This is a genomic window from Tessaracoccus sp. MC1865, from assembly GCF_017815535.1.
Taxonomy (GTDB): Bacteria; Actinomycetota; Actinomycetes; order Propionibacteriales; family Propionibacteriaceae; genus Arachnia.
Window position 1 is genome coordinate 1,296,864 of the sequence record NZ_CP072596.1, and the last position, 22,349, is coordinate 1,319,212.

21 protein-coding genes and 1 rRNA gene are annotated in these 22,349 nt (G+C 69.3%); 20 read left to right on the forward strand and 2 right to left on the reverse strand.

Going from position 1 to position 22,349, the window contains the following annotated elements; genetic code table 11:
* Window positions 1-73: 73 nt before the first annotated feature.
* Window positions 74-190 (forward strand): 5S ribosomal RNA (gene rrf, locus J7D54_RS05910).
* Window positions 191-237: 47 nt separating this feature from the next.
* Here rrf and J7D54_RS05915 read toward each other — a convergent pair.
* Window positions 238-1,704 (reverse strand): hypothetical protein, encoded by a 1,467-nt coding sequence (locus tag J7D54_RS05915; RefSeq protein ID WP_182764921.1) that lies wholly within the window; start codon window positions 1,702-1,704, stop codon window positions 238-240.
* A 6-nt stretch (window positions 1,705-1,710) separates the two neighbouring features.
* Here J7D54_RS05915 and J7D54_RS05920 point away from each other — a divergent pair, with 6 nt between their 5' ends.
* Genes J7D54_RS05920 through xerD form a run of 10 tightly spaced genes read left to right on the forward strand, consistent with a single transcriptional unit; the run spans window position 1,711 to window position 11,076 of the window.
* Window positions 1,711-2,910: a tetratricopeptide repeat protein gene (locus J7D54_RS05920; protein WP_182764920.1), complete on the forward strand. Its 1,200-nt coding sequence runs from the start codon at window positions 1,711-1,713 to the stop codon at window positions 2,908-2,910.
* Window positions 2,907-3,899 carry an HAD-IIA family hydrolase gene (locus J7D54_RS05925; protein ID WP_182764919.1) on the forward strand — a complete coding sequence of 331 codons (993 nt, stop codon included), beginning with the start codon at window positions 2,907-2,909 and terminating at the stop codon, window positions 3,897-3,899. The genes J7D54_RS05920 and J7D54_RS05925 overlap by 4 nt, the downstream gene beginning before the upstream one ends.
* Window positions 3,896-4,108 carry a hypothetical protein gene (locus J7D54_RS05930; protein WP_182764918.1) on the forward strand — a complete coding sequence of 71 codons (213 nt, stop codon included), beginning with the start codon at window positions 3,896-3,898 and terminating at the stop codon, window positions 4,106-4,108. The genes J7D54_RS05925 and J7D54_RS05930 overlap by 4 nt, the downstream gene beginning before the upstream one ends.
* Window positions 4,105-4,821, forward strand: a complete 717-nt coding sequence (locus J7D54_RS05935) for a TlyA family RNA methyltransferase (RefSeq protein WP_182764917.1) — start codon at window positions 4,105-4,107, stop codon at window positions 4,819-4,821. Before J7D54_RS05930 ends, J7D54_RS05935 begins: the two co-directional genes overlap by 4 nt.
* A gap of 9 nt (window positions 4,822-4,830) precedes the next feature.
* Entirely contained in the window at window positions 4,831-5,730 is a 900-nt protein-coding gene (locus J7D54_RS05940) for an NAD kinase (protein WP_182764916.1), read from the forward strand.
* A complete protein-coding gene (gene recN, locus J7D54_RS05945) occupies window positions 5,731-7,401 on the forward strand; it encodes a DNA repair protein RecN (RefSeq protein ID WP_182764915.1) in 1,671 nt (556 codons plus the stop codon).
* Window positions 7,402-7,412: 11 nt separating this feature from the next.
* Window positions 7,413-7,853, forward strand: coding sequence for a hypothetical protein (locus J7D54_RS05950; RefSeq protein WP_182764914.1), 441 nt, complete (start codon window positions 7,413-7,415; stop codon window positions 7,851-7,853).
* Window positions 7,854-7,900: 47 nt separating this feature from the next.
* Complete coding sequence (locus J7D54_RS05955; protein ID WP_182764913.1) at window positions 7,901-9,538, forward strand: CTP synthase; 1,638 nt, start codon at window positions 7,901-7,903, stop codon at window positions 9,536-9,538.
* Window positions 9,539-9,541: 3 nt separating this feature from the next.
* Complete coding sequence (locus J7D54_RS05960) at window positions 9,542-10,165, forward strand: NUDIX domain-containing protein (RefSeq protein WP_182764912.1); 624 nt, start codon at window positions 9,542-9,544, stop codon at window positions 10,163-10,165.
* Complete coding sequence (gene xerD / locus J7D54_RS05965; RefSeq protein ID WP_182764927.1) at window positions 10,162-11,076, forward strand: site-specific tyrosine recombinase XerD; 915 nt, start codon at window positions 10,162-10,164, stop codon at window positions 11,074-11,076. Before J7D54_RS05960 ends, xerD begins: the two co-directional genes overlap by 4 nt.
* An 11-nt stretch (window positions 11,077-11,087) precedes the next feature.
* On the opposite strand, the gene J7D54_RS05970 is transcribed toward xerD, so the two are convergent.
* Window positions 11,088-12,356 carry a GNAT family N-acetyltransferase gene (locus tag J7D54_RS05970; RefSeq protein ID WP_182764911.1) on the reverse strand — a complete coding sequence of 423 codons (1,269 nt, stop codon included), beginning with the start codon at window positions 12,354-12,356 and terminating at the stop codon, window positions 11,088-11,090.
* Between the two features lie 475 nt (window positions 12,357-12,831).
* On the opposite strand from J7D54_RS05970, the gene J7D54_RS05975 reads away from it, so the two are divergent.
* The 9 genes from J7D54_RS05975 to hrpA are packed head-to-tail and all read left to right on the forward strand — an operon-like array spanning window position 12,832 to window position 22,342.
* Window positions 12,832-13,740 (forward strand): ParA family protein, encoded by a 909-nt coding sequence (locus tag J7D54_RS05975; RefSeq protein ID WP_182764926.1) that lies wholly within the window; start codon window positions 12,832-12,834, stop codon window positions 13,738-13,740.
* On the forward strand, window positions 13,737-14,114 hold the full coding sequence (locus J7D54_RS05980; RefSeq protein WP_182764910.1) for a hypothetical protein: 378 nt from the start codon (window positions 13,737-13,739) through the stop codon (window positions 14,112-14,114). The genes J7D54_RS05975 and J7D54_RS05980 overlap by 4 nt, the downstream gene beginning before the upstream one ends.
* A complete protein-coding gene (locus J7D54_RS05985; RefSeq protein ID WP_182764909.1) occupies window positions 14,111-14,941 on the forward strand; it encodes a ScpA family protein in 831 nt (276 codons plus the stop codon). Before J7D54_RS05980 ends, J7D54_RS05985 begins: the two co-directional genes overlap by 4 nt.
* Window positions 14,938-15,540 (forward strand): SMC-Scp complex subunit ScpB, encoded by a 603-nt coding sequence (scpB, locus tag J7D54_RS05990; protein WP_182764908.1) that lies wholly within the window; start codon window positions 14,938-14,940, stop codon window positions 15,538-15,540. The genes J7D54_RS05985 and scpB overlap by 4 nt, the downstream gene beginning before the upstream one ends.
* Window positions 15,524-16,276 carry a pseudouridine synthase gene (locus J7D54_RS05995; protein ID WP_182764907.1) on the forward strand — a complete coding sequence of 251 codons (753 nt, stop codon included), beginning with the start codon at window positions 15,524-15,526 and terminating at the stop codon, window positions 16,274-16,276. Before scpB ends, J7D54_RS05995 begins: the two co-directional genes overlap by 17 nt.
* Window positions 16,277-16,329: 53 nt before the next feature.
* The gene (locus J7D54_RS06000; protein ID WP_182764906.1) at window positions 16,330-17,244 is read left to right on the forward strand and encodes a hypothetical protein; all 915 of its coding nucleotides are present in this window, start codon (window positions 16,330-16,332) and stop codon (window positions 17,242-17,244) included.
* A 20-nt stretch (window positions 17,245-17,264) separates the two neighbouring features.
* The gene (locus tag J7D54_RS06005) at window positions 17,265-17,666 is read left to right on the forward strand and encodes a pyridoxamine 5'-phosphate oxidase family protein (RefSeq protein WP_182764905.1); all 402 of its coding nucleotides are present in this window, start codon (window positions 17,265-17,267) and stop codon (window positions 17,664-17,666) included.
* Window positions 17,667-17,669: 3 nt separating this feature from the next.
* Window positions 17,670-18,545: a universal stress protein gene (locus J7D54_RS06010; RefSeq protein WP_182764904.1), complete on the forward strand. Its 876-nt coding sequence runs from the start codon at window positions 17,670-17,672 to the stop codon at window positions 18,543-18,545.
* Window positions 18,542-22,342: an ATP-dependent RNA helicase HrpA gene (gene hrpA / locus J7D54_RS06015; RefSeq protein WP_182764903.1), complete on the forward strand. Its 3,801-nt coding sequence runs from the start codon at window positions 18,542-18,544 to the stop codon at window positions 22,340-22,342. Before J7D54_RS06010 ends, hrpA begins: the two co-directional genes overlap by 4 nt.
* Window positions 22,343-22,349: the final 7 nt, after the last annotated feature.

Below are 22,349 nucleotides of genomic sequence, written 5' to 3' on the forward strand. Positions count from 1 at the left end.
GAGATACGGTCGGGAACACACAACTCAACACAGACTTGAGCAAGGTGTATCCGAACGCTATTTCCCATAGTGTTACGGTGGCCATAGCGAGAGGGAAACACCCGGTCCCATCCCGAACCCGGAAGTTAAGCCTCTCTGCGCCGATGGTACTGCGAGGGGGACCTCGTGGGAGACTAGGACGCCGCCGGACTTCTTTATAGCAAACCCCCCGAACCTCGTTCGGGGGGTTTGTTGCATTTACAGTCCCTTTTGCGGCGCCCTCAGCGGGGTCGTCGGCGTCGGGCTGCCGGTCGAGGCGGCGGCTGCGGAGGGACTGCCCCGAAAAGTTGGGAGTAGCGCCCCTCTGCTGGGATGATGGTCCCTATGACTGACAACTCCACACCGGACGAAGGCCAGGGCAACCGCGGGCGAGACGGCGAGAACCACGAACGTCGCGCTCCTCGAAGCGGCGGTGCGCCGCGAGGCTCCCGCGGAACCGGACGCGACGATGAACGTCGCGGCCCGCGTCAGGGTGGGGAAGCGCGTAGCTGGGGTGACCGCGATGACCGCCGCGGCCCGCGCCGCGACGATGACCGTCGTCCCCCTCGCGCCGAGGGTGAACGCCGTCCCTGGGGCGACCGCGATGACCGCCGTGGCCCGCGCCGCGACGATGACCGTCGTCCCCCTCGCGCCGAGGGTGAGCGCCGCCCGTGGGGTGACCGCGACGACCGCCGTGGCCCGCGCCGCGACGACGATCGTCGTCCTCCTCGTGCTGAGGGTGAGCGTCGTCCCTGGGGCGATCGCGACGACCGGCGTCCTCCTCGCTCTGAGGGTGAGCGTCGTCCCTGGGGCGACCGTGACGACCGGCGTCCTCCTCGCTCTGAGGGTGAGCGTCGTCCCTCGGGCGACCGTGACGACCGGCGTCCTCCTCGCTCTGAGGGTGAGCGTCGTCCCTCGGGCGACCGCGATGACCGGCGTGGCCCGCGCCGCGACGATGACCGTCGTCCTCCTCGTGCTGAGGGTGAGCGCCGCCCGTGGGGTGACCGTGACGACCGCCGTGGCCCGCGCCGCGACGACGATCGTCGTCCTCCTCGTGCTGAGGGTGAGCGCCGCCCGTGGGGTGACCGTGACGACCGCCGCGGCCCACGCCGCGACGACGACCGTCGTCCCCCTCGCGCCGAGGGCGAACGCCGTCCCTGGGGCGACCGTGACGACCGGCGTCCTCCTCGCTCTGAGGGTGAACGCCGCCCGTGGGGTGACCGCGACGACCGCCGCGGCCCGCGCCGCGACGACGACCGCCGTCCCCCTCGCGCCGAGGGCGAACGCCGTCCCTGGGGCGACCGCGACGACCGCCGCGGCCCACGCCGCGACGACGACCGCCGTCCCCCTCGCGCCGAGGGCGAACGCCGTCCCTGGGGCGACCGCGACGACCGCCGCGGCCCACGCCGCGACGACGACCGTCGTCCCCCTCGCGCCGAGGGCGAACGCCGCCCGTGGGGTGACCGCGACGACCGCCGCGGCCCACGCCGCGACGACGACCGCCGTGGCCCCCGCGCCGAGGGCGAACGCCGTCCCTGGGCCGACCGCGATGACCGCGGCCCTCGCCGCGATGATGATCGACGCTGGGACCGTGACGATCGGGAAGAGCGCGTCCACCGCCCCGGCACTGCACCGCGTGCGGATGAACCCGCAACCCCGCTCGAGTACGACGAGAAGGAACTGCATCCCGGTGTGAAGGCCGAGCTCAGAGGCCTCCCCAAGGACCTTGCTGCGACCGTCGCCGCGCATATCTGGGCCGCTGGCCAGTACATCGACACCGACCCTGCACTTGCCTTCCGTCACGCGGAGGCAGCCAGGCGTCGTGCCGGCCGGCTTCCGATCGTCCGTGAAGCGGCCGCTGAGACCGCGTATGCCGCCGGCGAATTCGCCGTCGCACTGCGCGAGTTCCGCGCCATCCGCCGGATGTCCGGGGGCGATGAACTGATCCCGCTGATCGCCGACTGCGAGCGGGCGCTCGGGCGGCACCACGAAGCGCTCGACGTGCTCAACGAACTCAACCCGAAGCACCCGGACGTGAACCTGCACATCGAGTGCCTCCTGGTGGAGGCCGGGATCCGCGATGACCTCGGTCAGCGCGACGAAGCCCTCCGTCTCCTGAGGGCGGCGATCTCCCGCAAGGTCGGCCCGCCCCAGGCCCAAGCGCGCCTGCAGTACGCGCTGGCCAACCTCCTCGAGGAGAGCGGTGACAGCGCTGCTGCGCGCGAGTGGTTCACTTCCGCCTCTGAACTCGACCGTTCCGGCGACCTGGACATCGCCGAGCGGCTCGCGGAGATCGACGGCATCACGCTGCCCGATTTCACTGAGGAAGAGGACGACGAGGACGAGTCCGAAGAGGACGAGTCCGAGGAGGATCTCGACAGGGACGGGCGCGACGCCGACGAGTTCGACGACGAGGATGACCTCGAGGAGGATGAGGATGACGACCTCGACGATGATGACCTCGACGATGACGACGACGACGATGGGGAAGACGACCTCGACGACGATGGGGAAGACGACCTCGAGGATGACGACCTCGACGATGACGACCTCGACGATGACGACGCCGACGACGATGAGGAAGACGACCTCGACGACGATGGGGAAGACGGCCCGGAAGACGACGAAGAGCTCGAAGTCGTCGAAGCGGGGGGCCATTTTGAGTCGGAGTCCCAGCCCGAGGACGACGACGACCTGGAAGAACAGGACTTCGCTGCGGTGGAGGCACCTGCTGTGGGCGACGATCCCGAGTCTGTCGACTCCACCGATGTGACGACGGAGGATGCGACCCCCGGGGACGTGACCGTCGACACCGACGGCCTACCTGGGGGAGTTGACGAGCCGGTGACCGATACGCTGGGGGAGCCGACGACGGAGGAGACCGAGCGATGACCAAGGCCCTTGCCGCTGACTATGACGCAGCCCTGTTCGACCTCGACGGAGTGATCTACCTCGGCCCCTATGCGGTCGAGGGCATTCCTGAGGCGCTGGAGGAACTGCGTTCCCGCGGCACCCACGTGGGCTTCGTCACCAACAACGCCGCGCGTACCCCCGCGGCTGTCGCGGAGCACCTCGAGGAACTGGGGATCCGCGCCAGCGAGGGCGACGTCGTGAACTCCACGCAGGCGACCCTGCGCATGCTGGTGGCTGATCTCCCGGCCGGCGCGAAGATCCTCGCCGTGGGCACGGACGCCTTGACCAAGCAGCTCGCGGGCGCCGGGTTCACCGTCGTCGACTCCCTCGATGACGAGCCGATGGCCGTCGTGCAGGGTTACCACCCGACGCTGGAGTGGACCCGTCTGGAGGACGCAGCCCTGGCGATCCAGGGCGGCGCCGTCTGGTACGCCACCAACCCCGATCTGACCAGGCCCTCCGAGCGCGGGATCGTGCCCGGGCTGGGCTCCCAGATCGGCGTGGTGCGTAACTGCGTGGCGATCGACCCGAAGATCGCCGGCAAGCCGTACCGTCCGCTGCTCGATGAAACCGTGCTCCGCCTCAGCGCGGCGCACCCCATCTTCGTGGGTGACCGCACCGACACGGACATCCTGGGGGCCAACAACGTCGGCATGGATTCGCTGTTCGTCTTCACCGGCGCCCATGGCAAGGCCGACCTCGATGTCGCCCCGCCGGCGTTCCGCCCCACCCACATCGGTTTCGACGCCACCGCGCTGCTCGAGCCCAAGCGGGAGGCCGCATTCCAGGGGCAGCGCTACATCTGTGGCTACCAGGAGGTCGACTTCACCGACGGGGTGGGCTACCTGTCCACCCGGCCAGTCACCCGCGACGAGCAGCTCGATGCCCTCTGGGCTGGCCTCCAGGCGCGGTGGCGCTTCGACGTGGACATCTCGAACGTGCTCAACTCGCTGGACCTCCTGAGGTGAGCGAGGGGGCTACGCCGCGGAGCGCAGCACCCGCCGAGGTTCGGCGGGTCGAGTTGGTGGGCGAGGTCATGGCCGGCCTCGAGTCGCTGGACGACCTGCCGTTCGAAGAGCAGACGGCGAAGCTGACCGAGGCGCAGTCGGTGCTCCAGGCGGTGCTCAACAACGACCCCAACCTCACGCAGTTGGGGATCCCCGGCGTCGCACGGTGAGACTTGACGTCGCCCTCGTCGAGCGTGGACTGGCGCGGTCCCGCACGCATGCGGCCGCGCTCATCGCCGAAGGACGTGTGAGCGTCAACGGAGCCGCGGCGGCGAAGGCGTCGCTGCGCGTCGGCTACGAGGACGAACTCGTTGCGGACGCGGAGCGTTGGGTCTCCCGCGCCGCCCACAAGCTGTTGGGGGCCCTTGACGCGTCAGGCTTCACAGTCCGGGGCAGGGTGCTCGATGCGGGAGCGTCCACCGGCGGCTTCACCCAGGTCTGCCTAGAGCGCGGCGCAGACCTGGTCTACGCCGTCGACGTGGGCCACGACCAGTTGGTCGCCGAGCTCCGCTCGGACCCCCGCGTGCGCGTCCACGAAGGTCTCAACCTGCGTGACCTCACACTCGAGCATCTCGACGGGCAACCCGTCGACCGGATCGTCGGCGACATCTCCTTCATCTCCCTGCGCCTCCTGCTCCAGCCCCTCCTCGGCGTGCTGCCGGCAAACGGCGAGGCGCTCCTTCTCGTCAAGCCCCAGTTCGAGGTGGGCCGCGAACGGCTCGGCTCCGGTGGTGTCGTCCGGGACGAGAGACTGCGCACCGAGGCGGTCGACACGGTGGTCTCCGACGCCGCAGTCTTCGGTTGGATCGAGCGGTGGCGCGGCATCAGCGAACTGCCCGGCGCATCGGGCAACGTGGAGTACTTCGTCCGGCTGACTCGGTAGGCTGGGCGCGTGAACAAGCGAACCGTGGCCGTCCTCGTCCACCCTGACCGGGAGGAGGCCCTCGACAACGCGATCGCGTTCATGGCGGACCTCCACAGGATGGGCTTCGACTTCCTCGTCTTCGACGACGATGTCGAGCGGATCGCCGCCCGGGTGAGCTCAGCCGTCGAGTTCCAGGCCCTGGACAACCGCATGGCGGAACTGGCCGTGGTGTTCGGTGGCGACGGCACCATCCTGCGCGCTGCGGAGTGGGCGCTGCCGCTGGGCGTGCCCCTGCTCGGGGTGAACCTCGGTCATGTGGGCTTCCTCGCCGAACTTGAGCCGTCGGATCTGCACGAGCTGGCCACCGTCGTCGAGGAGCGCCGCTATCAGGTGGAGGAGCGCCTCGCCCTGGAGGTGCGGGTCACTGACCGTGATGGCAACCTCACGTGGACTTCCTCGGCGGTCAACGAGGTGTCGCTGGAGAAGATGGCCCGCGAGCGCATGCTCAACGTCCTGGTGAGCATCGACGACCGCCCGCTCTCGCGCTGGGGCTGCGACGGAGTGCTCGTGTCCACCCCCACCGGCTCCACCGCCTACGCCTTCTCCGCAGGTGGGCCCGTCGTCTGGCCCGACGTGAAGGCCATGCTCGTGGTGCCCATCGCGGCCCACGCGCTGTTCAACCGCCCCATGGTTCTGAGCCCTTCGTCGAAGGTGCGGCTCAACATCACCCCGGACCTCCCCGCGCGCGGCATCCTGTGGTGCGACGGGCGCAGGAGCCACGAGGTCGCCGACGGTGAGACCGTCGAAGTCACCCAGCTCGGCGTCGCACTGCGCCTGGCCCGCTTCGGCGAGCAGCCGTTCACCACCAGACTCGTGAAGAAGTTCGTGCTCCCCGTCCACGGGTGGCGCAAGCAGACGGAGAAGTAGATGCTCACCGCGTTGCGGATGACAGCCTTCGGAGTGGTCGACGAGGCCGAACTCGAACTTGGGCCGGGCCTCACCGCCCTGACCGGCGAGACGGGTGCCGGCAAGACCATGATCGTCTCGGGCCTCGGCCACCTCCTGGGTAGCCGCGGCGACGCGGGGATCGTACGGCGCGGCGCGGACCGGGCCGTCGTGGAGGGCCGCTGGGAAGTGGCCGAAGACCTGGCCGCGCGCGTCCGTGACCTCGGCGGCGACGCCGAGGACGGCGAGCTGGTCACGCTGCGGCAGGTGACGGCTCAGGGCCGCTCCCGCGCGGTGCTCGGAGGCGCGGGCGTCCCCATCTCCGCGTTGGCGGACCTCATCGGTGAGATCGCCACGATCCACGGGCAGTCAGGCCAGATCCGGCTGTCCAGCCCGGACCGCCAGCGCGAGCTGCTCGACGCGCACGCCAAGCCCGGGGAGCTGGCCCGCTACCGGGCCAATTTTGCGGAGCGGAAAGCCGCGGCCGCCGAACTGCAGGAACTCGAGGAGCAGTCCATGGCCCGCGCCCGCGAGGCCGACATGCTGCGCTTCGGTCTGGAGGAGATCGGCGCCGTGGATCCGCAACCGGGTGAGGATGACGCGCTGGCCGCAGAGCAGGCCAAGCTCATGGACCTGGACGACCTGCGCAGCCTCGCGGCCACCGCGCACGAGGCGTTGAGCGGCTCGGAGACCGACTTCGATGCTCCCGGCGCCGTCGGCCTCGCCGGGGAGGCACGCAAGGCGCTCGCGGCCCTGGCTGAACGCGACGAGGCCGCCGCCTTGCTGGCGAGCCGTGCAGTTGAGCTCACGATGCTGGCCGGAGACCTCGCCGCGGACGTGGCCGGCTACGTGGAGGACCTGGTGGCGGACCCGCTCCGCCTCGAAGCAGTGGGGCAGCGGCGCGGCGCGCTGGCTGGCCTCACCCGCAAGTACGGCACCACCGTCGACGACGTGCTCAATTGGGCTCAGACGTCTGCGGCCAGGCTGGGCCAGCTGCTCGGCAGCGACGAGCGCATCGACACGCTGCGCGTCCGCGTCGCCGAACTCGATGCCGCGCTCGCGGCGGACGCGGCGGCCATCTCGGCGGCCCGCCACCAGGCAGCCGACGACCTCGCGGAACGCGTCAAGGGCGAGCTGGAAGCGCTGGCCATGCCGCATGCCGAACTCCGCTTCGCCGTCACCGACGCGCCCATCGGGCCGCACGGGGCGGACCGCATCGAACTGCTCTTCACCGCCAACCCGGGCTCCGAACCCGCGCCGCTGGGCAAGGTGGCATCCGGCGGCGAACTCTCGCGCGTCAGGCTCGCGCTCGAGGTCGTGCTGGCAGACGCCGGCGCGCAGCACACCTATGTGTTCGACGAGGTGGACGCGGGCGTGGGCGGCGCCGTCGGCCTGGAGATCGGGCGGCGGCTGCAACGACTGGCCGGCCACAGCCAGGTGATCGTCGTGACCCACCTGGCTCAGGTGGCCGCGTTCGCAGACGCCCACTTCGTGGTGGCCAAGGAGTCCGACGGCCAAGTGACCACTTCGGGTGTGCGTCTACTCACCCAGGACCAGCGCGCCGCGGAACTCGCCCGTATGATGGGCGGCGCCTCCTCATCGACGAAGGGGATCGAGCACGCGCAGGAGCTGCTCGCACAAGCTGCCCGGTAGGGGGAACATCAATGGCCGCACGGCTCCTCGCGGGAGTGCAACGGTACCTGGACCGGATCCTGGTGGCCGTGGGCGTGGTGCTGCTGTTCTGGATCTGGCACCTGGGGCATCTGGAGTGGGGCACGCAGAGGTATGTCCCCACCTGGATGGACGACCGGATCCTGTTGTTCGTCGCGCCGCCCCTCATCCTCGCCGCCTTCGGGCTGGTGCGTGCCGCGTTGGCAGGAGCGTTCGCCTACCCGCTGGTGGTGGTCGTCGGCGAGCTCCTCGGCGGTGCCGCCTGGGACCTGCAGGTCATGTTCCTCGGCGAGGAGCACGAGCCGCTGCATGCGGGCTGGTGGATCGCCGTGGCGCTCTACGTCTGGGTGGTCCTCGGGGCCGCCTGGGGCGATGCCCGAGCGCGGCGCTGGGCGAGGATCGAGGCGGTGGAAACGACGCCGGCGCAGCCGTGACCCAGATGTAACGCGGTGGAAACGTGGGCCACTTAACATGGAGTTCCGTGCATGAACCGAACACCACCCGTCATATCTTCGTCACCGGGGGCGTCGTCTCCTCGCTGGGCAAGGGCCTCACCGCCGCCAGCCTCGGCACGCTGCTGGTAGGGCGCGGCCTCCGCGTCACCATGCAGAAGCTGGATCCCTACCTCAATGTGGACCCGGGCACCATGAACCCGTTCCAGCACGGCGAGGTCTTCATCACCGACGACGGTGCGGAGACCGATCTCGACATCGGCCACTACGAGCGCTTCCTGGATGTGAACCTCACCAGCAGCGCCAACGTCACCACGGGCCAGGTCTATTCCACCGTGATAGCGCGCGAACGCCGCGGCGAATACCTCGGCCAGACCGTTCAAGTGGTGCCACACATCACCGACGAGATCCGCGACCGGATGCTCTCGATGGCCGGGCCGGACGTCGACGTGGTCATCCACGAGATCGGGGGCACCGTCGGCGACATCGAGTCCCTGCCGTTCCTGGAGGCCGCCCGCCAGGTTCGCCACGAGGTGGGCCGTGACCGGGTCTTCTTCCTCCACGTCTCACTCGTGCCGTACCTGAAACCGGCAGCCGAGCTGAAGACCAAGCCCACGCAGCACTCGGTGGCCGCGCTGCGCCAGGTCGGTATCCAACCCGACGCGATCGTGTGCCGCTCCTCGCTGGAGGTGCCCCCCGCGATGAAGCGCAAGATCGCGCTCATGTGCGACGTGGACGAAGAGGCCGTGATCAGCTGCGCCGACGCGTCGAGCATCTACGCGATCCCCCGGGTGCTGCACTCCGAGGGGCTCGACGCCTACGTGGTGCGCCGCCTCCAACTGTCCTTCCGCGACGTGAACTGGAAGGCCTGGGATGAGCTCCTGAGCCGCGTCGAGCAGCCCGCTGAGCGGGTGACGGTGGCGTTGGTCGGCAAGTACATCGACCTCCCCGACGCCTACCTCTCCGTGTCCGAGGCGCTGCGCGCCGGCGGCTTCGCGCACCGCGCCGCTGTCGACCTGCGGTGGGTCGCCTCCGACGACTGCGCGACCCGCGAGGGGGCGGCCCGGGCCCTGGAGGGGGCCGACGCGATCTGCGTGCCGGGGGGCTTCGGCATCAGGGGCGTGGAAGGCAAACTCGGGGCACTGACCTACGCCCGTGAACACCGCGTTCCGACGCTCGGCCTCTGCCTGGGGATGCAGTGCATGGTGGTCGAGGCGGCCCGCAATCTGGCCGGGCTGGGAGGAGCGTCGTCGACCGAGTTCGATGCGGACACCGAAGAGCCGGTCGTGGCGACGATGGCCGAGCAGAGCCACATCGTGGCCGGAGACGGCGACCTGGGCGGCACCATGCGGCTCGGTTCCTACCCGGCGCTCCTGCGCGACGGAACTGTCGTGCGCAGGGTCTATGGTGAGGCCAGGGTCGAGGAGCGCCACCGCCATCGCTACGAAGTGAACAACGCCTACCGGGCACGTCTCGAAGAGGCGGGCCTGGTGGTCTCGGGCACCTCGCCGGATTCGCAGCTTGTCGAGTTCGTCGAATTGCCGGAGGACGTGCATCCCTTCTACGTGGGCACGCAGGCGCACCCCGAGCTGAAGTCGCGCCCGACGAAGCCGCATCCGCTGTTCGCTGGGCTGATCGGAGCCGCGCTCGCGGCACGGAAGGGGTAGCGCATGCGTGTCGACGAGCCGATGAAGTGGCCGGTGCGGAGCCGGGAGGTGCTGGGGTCCGGCAGGGTGACGTCCTTCGTGGAGGAGACGGTCGCCACTCCGTCCGGCGAGGAGATCACCCGCCAGTTCATCACGCATCCGGGCGCGGTGGCCGTCGTGGCATGGGAGGAGAGCACCGACGAGATCGCCGTGCTGCGCCAGTACCGCCACCCGGTCGGTCTGGAACTGGTGGAGATCCCCGCCGGGCTGCTCGACGTCGACGGCGAGCAGTGGGTCCTCAGCGCCCAGCGTGAGCTCGCCGAGGAGGTCGAGCTGGCAGCAGACCGTTGGGACGTGCTGGTCGACATTCTGACCACCCCCGGCTCGTCGGAGGAGTCGCTCAGGATCTATCTGGCCAGGGACGTGCGCCCCGCCGCGCGTCCGGAGGGTTTCGTGCTCGAGGGCGAGGAGGCGCACATGACCTGGTCCTGGGTGCCCAGGCAGCACCTGGTCGACGAGATCCTGGCCGGGCGCTGCCAGTCGCCGTCGCTGGTGGCCGGGGTGCTCGCATTCGAGACCGCCCGGCTGTCCGGCCGTCTCGAGGACCTGCGGCCGGCGGAAGCCGCGTGGCTCGCCCGCCAGGAGTGAGCGCGCTGGAGCGGGCGCGCGACGACTACCTCAACCACGTCCGCGTCGAGCGGGGGCTGGCCACCAACACGGTGGCGGCCTACCGCCGCGACCTGGCCCGCTACGTCACCTTCCTGTCCGAGCGGGGCATCCTGTCGGTGGCGGAGGTGACACCCGTGGAGGTGACCGAGTTCGTCCGCGAGTTGAGCACCTCCCAGGCCCGGTCCTCGGTGGCCAGACACGTCGTCAGCGTGCGCACGTTCCACCAGTTCTGCGCCGAGGAGGGCCTGGCGCCGCAGAACCCGGCGGCTGAGGTGTCGCCGCCGAAGCTCGAGCAGCGGCTGCCGAAGGCGCTCACCGTCGCGGAGGTCTCACGGATCCTGGACGCACCGGACGGCACGGAGGTCGTCGGCCTTCGGGACGCCGCCCTGTTGGAGTTGCTCTACGGCACCGGAGCCCGGGTCTCGGAGGTCTGCGGGCTGGACGTGGACGACGTGACCGCCGCACTGTCCGAACCGGACGTCGGCATCCGCCTGCTCGGCAAGGGCGGAAAGGAGCGGGTCGTCCCCCTGGGCAGCTACGCGGCCAAGGCGTTGTCGGCCTACCTGGTGCGCGCGCGGCCGGCGCTGGCGCAGGCCGCGAAGAAGCACACGCCGGCGCTGCTGCTCAACCAGCGTGGCATGCGGCTCAGCCGCCAGTCCGCGTGGGCCGTGATCCAGCGCGCTGCGGAGGCCGCCGGCCTCAACGTGGACGTGTCGCCGCACTCGCTGCGCCACTCCTTCGCGACGCACCTGCTCGACGGGGGAGCAGACCTCAGGGTGGTGCAGGAACTGCTGGGTCACTCGTCGGTCGCCACCACCCAGATCTACACCCTGGTGACCATCGAGCACCTGCGTGAGGTGCACGCAGCCGCCCACCCGCGGGCCCGCTGACCTGCGGGTTCCTAGAAGGCGGCCAGGTTCATCGGCGGCTCGTCCACCTGGAACAGGCGTGAGAGCCGGCTGATGGCGGCGGGCTCACCCTGCACCAACCCGGACAGGGCCAACTCCGACGCGGAGCGGTCACCGTGCCACATAGACGCGAGCACGTCGATGGGCAGCAGCACCTCCGCTGCCTGCTCCGAGGGTGCCGCGACGCCGTGCCCGTCCCGCGCACTGACCCGCCAGGTGCCCTGGCAGTAGCCCATGGCGTCGGAGATCTCGACGACCACGTCGCCCTCACCGTCGAAGCCGCGCTGTGCGGTGGCCGATGGGAGGTCGAGGATGCGCAACCACACGGGGTCGTCGCCCTCCTTGGCGGTGACCGCCCATGGGTCGACGAGGGACGCCGCCAGCGGATCGCCCGGAGGGGACAGGGGATAGGTCAGCCGCTCGACCAGGTCCATCTCCGCCAACGTGCGCCACAGCGCCCGGTTGACTGCCTGGTCCGCAGCGCACACCTTGCGAACGGCCGTGGTGATGGGGGTCTCGTCCCAGCCTTTGGGCGTGAACAACGCGAATCCGTCCACCTCGCCGGTGGCGGAGAAGTGCACCGCGCACCGCAGCGAGCGGGCGGGCCCGTTCTCCCCGGAATCCCAGAGGCCGGTGTCCACCAGGAAGTGGCCGTGCAGGTGCCCGACGGCGCCCCGGAAACGCGCCTGGTGTGCGGTGACCAGGCGCGCCCAGTGGTCGCGCAGGAACGACGGCGGGACGAACTCGACGGTGCCTGGCGCGGCCGGCACGTCGGCCCGGAGCGAGAAGCGTCTGGTGTCGACCTCGATGGGGTGGGTGTGGGTGCTGATGCCGAAACCGAAACGGCCGTAGATGGTCGCTTCTGACGCCGTCAGGGTGGCAAGCGGCATGCCGTGCCCACGCGCCGCGTCGAGTTGCTGACGCATCATGTGCTTCAGCAGACCGCGGCGGCGGTGGCTGGGCCGGACCGCGACGGTGTTGATCACCAGGCCGTCGATGAGGCCGCGTCCGCAGTTGATCGTGGTGGGTGCCGCCGCGAAGGCCGCGACCGCCTCCCGGCCCGTGAGGCCTGGCCCCTCCGTCGTCACCCTGCCCAACCACGCCCTGTCTTCGCGGCGGTGCTTCCGGTAGGTGGCCAGCCCTTCGTCGGAGGCGCGCTGCTCCAGGAAACTGAAGCGGAACACGTCGAGATACTCGGCCCAGGCGGGGCTGTCGTCCGGGGTGTCGAGCGGCATCAGATCGTATTCGTAGGGTCCTTGCACGCCTTCGACTCTAGTGCCCGGTATCCGGGGGACAGATATGCCCGGACCACCTCATACGTGGTCCGGGCTCGCATCACTTGTATCGGTCCGAAGTGACTATCGACCCAAGACACGCCGACGAAACGGCAAACTTCCAGTGAATTTCCCTCATTCTGCTGACATGGGGTGAAGAGCGGTGTAGACATATCCCTACGCACTTCCTTTCGGGGAAGGGCAGGAAGGGAAAGTCCTACTTTCGATTGCTGCAGGTTTGATCCAGTAGCACCCCACCCGGCGAGGTGGGTGAGAAAACCCGGATGCCCTTCCAGGCAGGTGGGCCGCCACCACCCGCCACACCCAGGTGGCCTGACCAACTCATACTTGGTCAGGCCACCGCCCTGTTCGGGGCCGCTCGGAAGAAATAGACCAGGGTGCGTCCACTAGGCTGGTCCCCACTTGCAGAGAAGTAGGAGGCAATGCGGTGGCGGATAGCGGCCTGTTTGAAAAGCCCGAGTTCCAGGTACCGGATGCACCGGGGGAATCGACCCTCATCGATACCGGTGTGATCGGTCCCACGGGCCGACCCCTCCCAACGTTCCCTGAGCCTGAGAGACCCGCCCCCGGCGCCCCGAAGAACGCCATCATCATGGCGATGACCAACCAGAAGGGCGGCGTCGGGAAGACCACCACCGCCATCAACCTGGGTGCCGCGTTGGCGGAAACAGGCCGCAAGATCCTCCTTGTCGACTTCGACCCTCAGGGGTCCCTCTCGGTGGGCCTCGGCGTGAATCCCCACACACTGGACCGCTCCATCTACAACCTGCTGCTGAGCCGCGAATACGAACCGCGCGAGGTCATCATGGAGACCACCGTGGCCGGCCTCGACATCCTGCCCAGCAACATCGACCTCTCCGCGGCCGAAGTGCAGCTCGTCAGCGAAGTGGCCCGGGAGCAGACCCTCCAGCGCGTCCTGACCAAGATTCGCTCCAGCTACGACTACATCCTCATCGACTGCGCGCCGAGCCTGGGCCTGCTCACGATCAACGCGCTCACCGCCAGCGACTATGTCGTCGTGCCGCTGGAGTGCGAGTTCTTCGCGTTGCGCGGCGTGGCGCTGCTGACCGACACGATCGCCAAAGTGCAGGACCGGCTGAACCCGGAACTCGAGGTCATGGGCATTCTCGGCACCATGTATGACGCCCGCACGCTGCACAGCCGCGAGGTGCTGGAGCGCGTGGTCCAGGCCTTCGGCGACGACGTGTTCCACACTGTCATCCGTCGCACCATCAAGTTCCCGGAGACGACGGTGGCCGGCGAGCCCATCACCACCTACGCCTCGGCTTCCCCCGGCGCTGACGCCTACCGGCAGCTCGCGCGAGAGGTGTTGTTGAGGAGTGAGGTGTGAGCAAGCCCAAGCGCGCCGAACTCCCCGGGGCCTCGGAGCTGTTCCGGCCGACGCGGCAGCCGCGCGAGGCGACGCCGGAGGCACCGCCTGCGGAGGCCCAGGCTGCGCCCGCCGTGCAGCCGGTGGCAGAGCTCGCCGCTGACGCGGCCGCACCCGCGCCCACCGGCCGGGTCCGCCACGACCACAAGATCACCGTCTACTTCAGCGAGGACGAACTGCTCGCCCTCGAGGACGCCAACCTCGACCTGCGGCGCACGCACGGCATCCGCGTCGACCGGGGGCGCATCGTGCGCGTGGCCGTCGCCCACGCCCTCGCAGACCTCGTGGCGCGCGGCGGCGACAGCGACCTCGTGGCCGAACTCAGACAGCAGTGAGCAGGGGACGGGCACAGTCGGAGCAGCGCGACGAGCTGCCGGGCTTCGAGTTGCGGCTGAGCAACTTCGAGGGCCCCTTCGACCTCCTGCTCGACCTCATCTCCCGGCGCGAACTGGACATCACCGAGGTGGCGCTCAGCGCCGTGACGGATGAGTTCATCGCCTACGTGAAGTTGGGCGGGGAGGTCTGGGACCTCGACAGGACCAGCTCCTTCCTCGTGGTGGCCGCCACCCTGCTCGACCTCAAGGCCGCCCGCCTCCTGCCCGGAGGTGAGGTGAGCGATCCCGAGGACATCGCGGCGCTGGAGGCCCGCGACCTCCTGTTCGCCCGCCTCCTGCAGTACCGCGCGTTCAAGAAGCTCGCCGAGTGGGTGGCGGAGTCGATGAACGGCGCCGAGTCCACGCACTGGAGGCCCGGCGGGATCGAGGAGCAGTTCCGCGGCCTCCTCCCGGAGGTGGAACTGACGCTGACCCCCGACGATGTCGCCCGGCTCGCGGCGGCCGCGATGGTGCCGAAGCCCGCCCCGGTCGTCGAGCTGGGCCACCTGCACGGCAACACTGTCAGCGTCCCGGAGCAGGTCACGCTCATCGCCGACAGATTGCGCCGCGAGGGCGCAGCCACATTCAGGTCGCTCATCTCCGGGGCAGACCGGCTCACCGTTGTGGTGCGTTTCCTGGCCATCCTGGAGCTGTTCCGGGCACAACAGGTGGCACTCGAACAACTCGAACCGCTCGCCGAGCTGACGGTGCGGTGGACCGCCGGTGATGAGGCCGCCATCGAGGTCACCGACGATTACGGACCACAACCCGAACTGGAGGATGCATGAGCACCCACGGCGCCCTCGAGGCCATCCTGCTGATGGCCACTGAGCCGACCACCACGCAGGAGTTGGCCGCAGCGCTCGACCTGACCGTCGATGAGGCCGACCGCCTGCTGGACGAGATCGCCGCCTTTTATGAGGAGAACGGACGCGGCATCCGGCTGCGACGTATCGCCGGCGGCTGGCGCTTCGCCACGGACCCGGCGCTGGCCGACGTCCTGGAGGCCTGGCTGGTTTCGGACCAGCGCTCCCGCCTGACCCAGGCGGCCCTCGAAACCCTGTCAGTCATCGCCTATCTGCAGCCGGTGACCCGCGGCCGGATCTCGGGAGTGCGCGGCGTGGGCGTCGACGGCGTGGTCAAGACGTTGCTCGTGCGCGGGCTGATCACGGAGGCGGGGGAGGACCCGGTCACCGGAGCCATGACGTTCGCGACCACGCCGCTGTTCCTGCAGAAACTCGGGCTGAATTCATTGAAGGAATTGCCGGACTTGGCGCCCATGCTGCCTGACGCCGTAGCCTTGGAAGCTGAGCTGGGACAACTCGCCGCCGCGATGGCGCCTGAGGCCCGGCCCGAGGAGGAACGCGAAGATGAACGACCAGCCTGACAACGAAAAGACCGAGGGCATCCGCTTGCAGAAGGTGCTGGCCTCGGCCGGCCTCGCATCGCGGCGTGCCAGTGAACTCCTCATCGAGGAGGGACGGGTGGAGGTCAACGGCAAGATCGTCACTGAGCAGGGCAAGCGCGTCAATCCCGAGACGGACCACATCCGGGTGGACGGCTCGCGCATCCCGCCGCCGCGCCACAACCTGTACCTCGTGATGAACAAGCCTCGGGGCGTGGTCTCCACGATGGAGGACCCGGAGGGGCGCAAGACGCTGCTCGACTACCTGCCCAGGCTGCGGGAGCGGATCTTCCACGTCGGCCGCCTCGACACCGAGACCGAAGGCCTGATCCTGCTCACCAACGACGGCGAGTTCGCCCACCGCATGGCGCACCCCAGCTACAAAGTCACCAAGACCTACACCGTGCAGGCCGCGGGCGTGATGGACAACCGCACCATCAAGCGCCTGGAGAAGGGCGTCACGCTTGAGGACGGCCCCGTCAAGCCGGACAAGGTGAAGCTCGTCTCCCGCGCTGCTAACCGGACGCTGATCGAGGTCTCGCTGCACGAGGGCCGCAACCGCATCGTGCGCAGGATGTTCGACACGGTCGGGCACCCCGTCGACCGCCTGGCCAGGACCGCGATCGGTCCCGTCCGGCTCGGCAACCTGCCGGTCGGCGAGATCCGCGAACTGACCAGGGAGGAACTGGGAGAACTGCTCGACCTCGTGGGCATGTGACCTGGCCAGGCCAACAGACGGGTGCGCTAGGTTGAAGGTCAAGGAGGTGGCCCATGGCCGGGTACGAGGACTTCGACTTCGACTTCGACGCGACCCAACAGGGCGCCTGGGAGGAGTTCACCACACGCCTCGACGAGGTGTTGTCGGTGATGGATTCCACTGCGGATCTGACGATCTCCGTGGCTTCGGCCAGGAAGCCCGGTGACGGTGAGGCCGACGAGCCCCCCGGCATCCGGTTCTCCGTGACCGCGCCGGGGATGATCGCCGCCTACGTCAAGGGGCCCGACGGCGGGGCGCCCACCGGGGCGCAGGCCGAAGGCCTGCACCGCCTGGCATGGGACCAGCCCAACGACGAGTGGAACACGTTCCACACCGTCGTGGACCAGGAGAACTCGGCGGCCCTGGCGCAACTCGCCACCGAGACCCTGGCGGAGGTGTTCGGCGTGCTGCACCCCATCTTCCTGGAGCCGGACCAGTTGGCCGAGATCCTGAAGGGGCAGACCGACTGGGTTCCCCTCACGCCCAAACCGCTCAGCAAGGACCAGATGGCGGTCATGCCGGCCAACCGGACGGACCTGGACCACCTCGTGGACCACGAGTTGGCCAAGGCCTACGGCCATCCCCCGCTGCGCAACGACCAGGGCGACGTCGCCATCCGCGTCGGGTCCACGATGGTCTTCCTCCGCTCCACCCCGGACGCGGCTGAGCTCGTGCTGTTCTCGGCGCTCGTGCACGAGGTCGGCGGCCGTTCGCGGGCGTGTGAGGTGCTCAACGACCTCAACGTCGAGGCCCGCTACGGACGTTTCGCGCTGCACCGGGACCGCGTCTTCGTGCAGATCTCCGTGGCCGCGAAACCCTTCGTCGCGGCCCACCTGCACCAGGCGTTACTCCACCTCAGCCAGATCGCCGACGGCATCGACGACGCGCTGGCCACCAAGCTGGGCGGCCGCACCACGTTCAACGGCTGACAAGCGATACAGTTTGAGATATGACCGATCCGCAACAGGTGACCTACTTCTCCCGGCTCGATGGCGACGAATGTTGGGCGTTGCTGAGTGAGACCGTGATCGGTCGCATCGCTTGGCAGGGCGACGACGGAATCATCGTGGTCCCCGTGAACTACCAGGTCGTGGATCGCACCATCATCTTCCACACCGACACCGATTCCAGCCTCGCGAAGCTCGCCGACGGCAGGAAGGTCTCGTTCCAGGTGGACGAGATCGACCCGGATTCGGCCATCGGTTGGTCCGTCCTGGTGCAGGGCACCGCCGGGGCGGCGGACCCGGCCGTGACGAACAAGAGCTGGCTCGACGGTGACCTCGCCGTCGGTATTGCCGTGACCGCCTCGTCGATCGACGGGCGTGTTGTCTCCGGAACGAAGAAGGGCTGAGTCATGAACGAAAAGACAGCTCCGCTGGTTGTCGTCGGCGTCGACGGGAGTGATGACGGTCTGCGGGCCGTGCGCTTCGGCACCGGTGCCGCCCTCCGGATCAGCGGCGAACTGCTGCTGGTCAACGCCGTCGACGACACGCTCATGGCCGGCGCCTGGGGTGTCGTCTACGACCCCGAGGTGCTCCAGTCCGCCGGAATCACCGCCAACGAACAGGCCCGGGACGTGGCACTGAGCATGGGGCTGCCGGAGCACCGCATCAAGACTGAGGTCGTGATGGGCTCGCCGGGCGGCGTGATGGCCAGGCTGAGCGAGGTCGCCGAGCTGGTCGTCGTCGGGCGCCGCGCGGCGTCCGGCCTCGAGCGCATGTTCGTCGGCTCCACCTCCGTGGCCGTGGTGGCCAACGCCTCGTGCCCCGTGGTCGTCATCTCCGCCGCGGCTCACCCTGACCCCATCGGTGGCCGTGGCATCGTCGGTGTCGGGCTGCAGACGAGCCCGGGATCCGAGAAGACACTGGAGGCCGGCTTCCAGCAGGCCCAGCGTCTCGGTGCGCGCCTCGAGGTCGTGCACGCCATCCAGCCCCCGGTGGGCCTGTTCGCCCGCAAGCTTTCGCCGAACGAACTCGACGAGCAGGTGCGCTTCGCGAAGGGTGGCATCGAGGCGATCGCCAACGAGGTCGCCCAGTCCTACCCCGACGTCCAGTACCGCGTCGAGGTGGCGGCAGACAGCCCCATCAACGAGTTGGTCAGCCGCAGTGCGGGCTACGACCTGCTGGTGGTCGGCGTGGGCGATTCACACATCCCGGGCCTCTCCCTGGGCGGCCTCATGCGTGGCCTGTTGGCCCACGCGGAGTGTCCGCTGTTCGTCGCGCGCGGATGACTGAGGCCCCCACCGAGCCCACCGTCGAGGTCGATCCGCAGCTACCCATCGCTGCGGAGGCCGAGCACATCGCTGAACTGATCCGCCGGAACCAGGTGGTCGTCGTCGCGGGCGAAACTGGCTCCGGCAAGACCACCCAGCTGCCCAAGATCTGCCTGATGGCTGGGCGCACGCGCATCGCGCACACGCAGCCCCGGCGGATCGCGGCACGCACCGTGGCGCAGCGCATCGCAGATGAGTGCGGCGTCGAGCTGGGCGACTTCGTCGGGTACCAGGTCCGCTTCACCCGCAAGGTGACGGCGGCCACCCGCATCAAGGTGATGACCGACGGCATCCTGCTGTCGGAACTCACCCACGACAGGCTGCTCAGCCGGTACGACACGATCATCATCGACGAGGCGCACGAGCGCAGCCTCAACATCGATTTCCTCCTGGGCTACCTGAAGCAGTTGCTGCCGAAGCGCCCGGAGCTGCGGGTGATTGTGACGTCGGCCACCATCGACACGGCCCGCTTCTCGGAACACTTCGGCGACGCCCCGGTCGTCGAGGTCTCCGGCCGCACCTACCCCGTCGACACCAGGTACCGGCCGCTGGACGAGGGCCAGGACGAGATCGACGGAATCGTGGGGGCCGTCGAGGAGATCCTCACCGAGCCTGGCGGCGGCGACATCCTCGTGTTCCTCAGCGGGGAGCGCGAGATCCGTGACGCGGCGGAAGCCATCGAGGGCCTTGGGTCCGGGCTGGAGGTGCTGCCGCTGTTCGCGCGGCTGTCGGCGGCAGACCAGCAGAAGGTGTTCTCAGGACACAGCCGACGAAGGGTCGTGCTGGCCACCAACGTGGCCGAGACCTCCATCACCGTGCCGCGCATCCGCTACGTCATCGACGCGGGCCTGGCCCGCATCTCGCGCTACTCGACGCGCACCAAGGTGCAGCGGCTCCCCATCGAACCGGTGTCGCAGGCGTCGGCGAACCAGCGCGCCGGCCGCTGTGGTCGTCTCGGCCCCGGCATCGCGATCCGGCTCTACTCGGAGGAGGACTTCGAGTCGCGGCCCACATACTCAGATCCGGAGATCCTGCGCACCAACCTCGCCACCGTGATCCTGCTGATGGCCCAGGCTGGCCTCGGTGACGTGGAGAGCTTCCCGTTCGTGGAGGCCCCCGTGCTGGGCCAAATCAACGACGGCGTCCGCGTGCTCAGCGAACTCGGCGCGATCCACCCCCGCCCCCGGCACGCCCAGGTGCGGCTCACGCGCACGGGCCGCATGCTGGCCCGGATGCCGGTGGACCCCCGGCTTGGGCGCATGATCATCGAGGGCGCCCGCCGTAGGACGCTGGCCACCGTGCTGGTGCTCGTGGCAGGCCTCACGGTGCCCGACATCCGGGAACGCCCGGCGGAGTTCCAGACCCAGGCGGACCAGCTGCACCGCCGCTTCTGGGGCATCGAGGCGAAGCCCGACGCCGAGGGCGAGGCGCCCAAGCGCCACACGGCCCATACCGGAACACGCAAGGAAGCCGCGCCCAGGCCGTCGCTGGAGGGCGGCGATTTCGAGGCCCTCCTCAACATCTGGAACTACCTGCACGAGCGTCGACGCGAGCTCTCGGGCAACCAGTTCCGCCGTATGTGCCGCGCCGAATACCTCAACTTCGTGCGGTTCCGCGAGTGGGAGGACCTCGTCTCCCAGCTCCGGGAGGCGGCCAAGGAACTGGACCTCGACACCCGCGGCCACGGGCCGACCGACCAGGTGCTCAGCAGCCTGTTGAGCGGGCTGCTCTCCAACGTGGGCGTGGCCGAGGAGCAACGGGGCAAACGCGAGCCGGGCAAGCGTCGGCCGCTTCAGGAGTACCAGGGCACCCGCGGTGCGAGGTTCGCGATCCAGCCGGGGTCCGCGCTGGCCAAGTCCACCCCGCCGCTCGTGATGGCCTTCGAGCTGGTGGAGACCTCCCGCCTGTGGGCCCGCACCGTGGCCGGGATCAAGCCGGAATGGGTGGAGGAGGTGGCGGGCCCCCTGCTGACCCGCACTGTGTCTGAACCGGTGTGGTCGCAGCGCTCGGCCAGCGTGGTGGCCAACGAACGGCTGACGCTCTTCGGCGTACCGATCGTGGCGGGCCGCCGCACCGACTACGCCAAGGACCACCCCGAGGAGGCGCGCGAGATATTCCTGCGCACCGCGCTCGTCGAAGGGGAGTGGGACACCCGCAACCCCGTCGTCCGGGACAACCGGGCGGTGATCCAGGAGGCGGAGAAGATGACCGACCGGATGCGCCGGCCGGACCTCCTCATCTCCGACGAGGCGCTCTACGCCTTCTACGACGCACGGGTGCCCAGCGACGTGGTCTCCGGGGCGACCTTCGACAAGTGGTTGCGCTCGACGCCGAAGAGTGACTGGCCGTTGCTGATGATCGACGACGCCATCGTCGACGCCACCCAGTTGCGGCCCAACGACTTCCCCGACAGGTGGACGTTCGGCGAGCACAAGCTGCCCATCGACTACACGTTCGATCCGGGGGCCGGCAGCGACGGAGTGACGCTCAAGCTGCGCCTCGAGCTCCTCGGCCAACTCGACGCCGACGAGTTCTCCTGGCAGGTGCCGGGCCTGCGGCGGGAGTTGGCCACCGAACTGATCAGGTCACTGCCCAAGTCGGTGCGCACCAACTTCGTGCCCGCGCCGGATTTCGCTGCCAGGGCGCTGGCCTGGCTCGACGAGCGAGGCCAGGTGGGGGAGGGCGCCTTCACCGACGCGCTGGCCCGGGCGCTCACCGCGCTCACTGGAGTCGTCGTCGAGGGCCTTCAGTTCGCGCCGGAGGCCGTGGGCAGGCACCTGCGTCCCACCTACGTGGTCCTCGACGAGGACCGTGAGGTGGCCCGGGATGTCGATCTCGAGGGGCTGCGGCGGAAACTGTCGCCCAAGGTGGCCGCGAAGCTGACCGCCTCCGCGGGAGACAAGGCCGCCACCGGACAGAAGTCGTGGACGTTCGGCGACGTGCCGCGCGAGACGACCGTCGGCAAGGGCGTCGTGGGGTACCCGGCGCTCGTGGACGAGGCCACCGCTGTCGGACTGCAGGTCTTCGACTCGGCGGCGCGGGCAGAGGTTTCGCACGCCCTGGGCGTCCGGCGCCTGCTGACCCTCACCAACCCGGATCCCACCAAGTGGGTCGTGTCCCACCTGGGGCGCGTCGAGAAGTTGGCGTTGGCGGACTCCGCCTACCCGAAGGTGCCGGAGCTGCTGGCCGACGCGTGGCTCAAGGCCGGCGAACAACTGGCCCTCCATCAGGGTCCGCTCGACGGCGTGCGCACGGAGGCCGGCTACCGTCGGGTGGCGCTGGAGGTGCGGCAGGAATGCCCCGGCCGGACGCTGCAGGTGGTCAACACCGCCGCGCATGCGCTGACGGCGGTGACGCAGGCACGGATCCTTTTGGGTGCCATGCCTGCCGGCGATGCTTTACGTTCCGACGTGAGCGCGCAGCTGGACAATCTGTTCTTCAACCGCTTCATCTCGGCCACGCCGGATCCCTGGTTCGCGCACCTTCCGCGCTATGCCCAGGCAGCCGTCGTTCGGCTGCAGGCGGCGGCGGCCAATCGCGCCCGCGACGACAAGGTCGCCGTGGAGCTGTATGACGTCGAGGACGCCTACGCGGAGCTCACCGAACGGCAGCCGCCCGGCCCACTCAACCGTGACGTGGAGGAGATCGCGTTCCTCATCGAGGAGTTCCGGGTCAGTCTGTTCGCCCAGCAGTTGCGCACCGCCGTTCCCGTCTCGGCCAAGCGCATCCGTCAGGCCATCCGGCAGGCTGCCTGAACCCGTT

Bases quoted from the DNA above. Each gene is read 5' to 3' on its own strand.
- scpB (WP_182764908.1), top strand. From the start codon at position 14,938: ATGAGCACCCACGGCGCCCTCGAGGCCATCCTGCTGATGGCCACTGAG.
- recN (WP_182764915.1), top strand. From the start codon at position 5,731: ATGCTCACCGCGTTGCGGATGACAGCCTTCGGAGTGGTCGACGAGGCC.
- hrpA (WP_182764903.1), top strand. From the start codon at position 18,542: ATGACTGAGGCCCCCACCGAGCCCACCGTCGAGGTCGATCCGCAGCTA.
- J7D54_RS05950 (WP_182764914.1), top strand. From the start codon at position 7,413: ATGGCCGCACGGCTCCTCGCGGGAGTGCAACGGTACCTGGACCGGATC.
- J7D54_RS05925 (WP_182764919.1), top strand. From the start codon at position 2,907: ATGACCAAGGCCCTTGCCGCTGACTATGACGCAGCCCTGTTCGACCTC.
- J7D54_RS06005 (WP_182764905.1), top strand. From the start codon at position 17,265: ATGACCGATCCGCAACAGGTGACCTACTTCTCCCGGCTCGATGGCGAC.
- J7D54_RS06000 (WP_182764906.1), top strand. From the start codon at position 16,330: ATGGCCGGGTACGAGGACTTCGACTTCGACTTCGACGCGACCCAACAG.
- J7D54_RS05915 (WP_182764921.1), bottom strand. From the start codon at position 1,704: ATGCAGTTCCTTCTCGTCGTACTCGAGCGGGGTTGCGGGTTCATCCGC.
- J7D54_RS06010 (WP_182764904.1), top strand. From the start codon at position 17,670: ATGAACGAAAAGACAGCTCCGCTGGTTGTCGTCGGCGTCGACGGGAGT.
- J7D54_RS05960 (WP_182764912.1), top strand. From the start codon at position 9,542: ATGCGTGTCGACGAGCCGATGAAGTGGCCGGTGCGGAGCCGGGAGGTG.
- J7D54_RS05995 (WP_182764907.1), top strand. From the start codon at position 15,524: ATGAACGACCAGCCTGACAACGAAAAGACCGAGGGCATCCGCTTGCAG.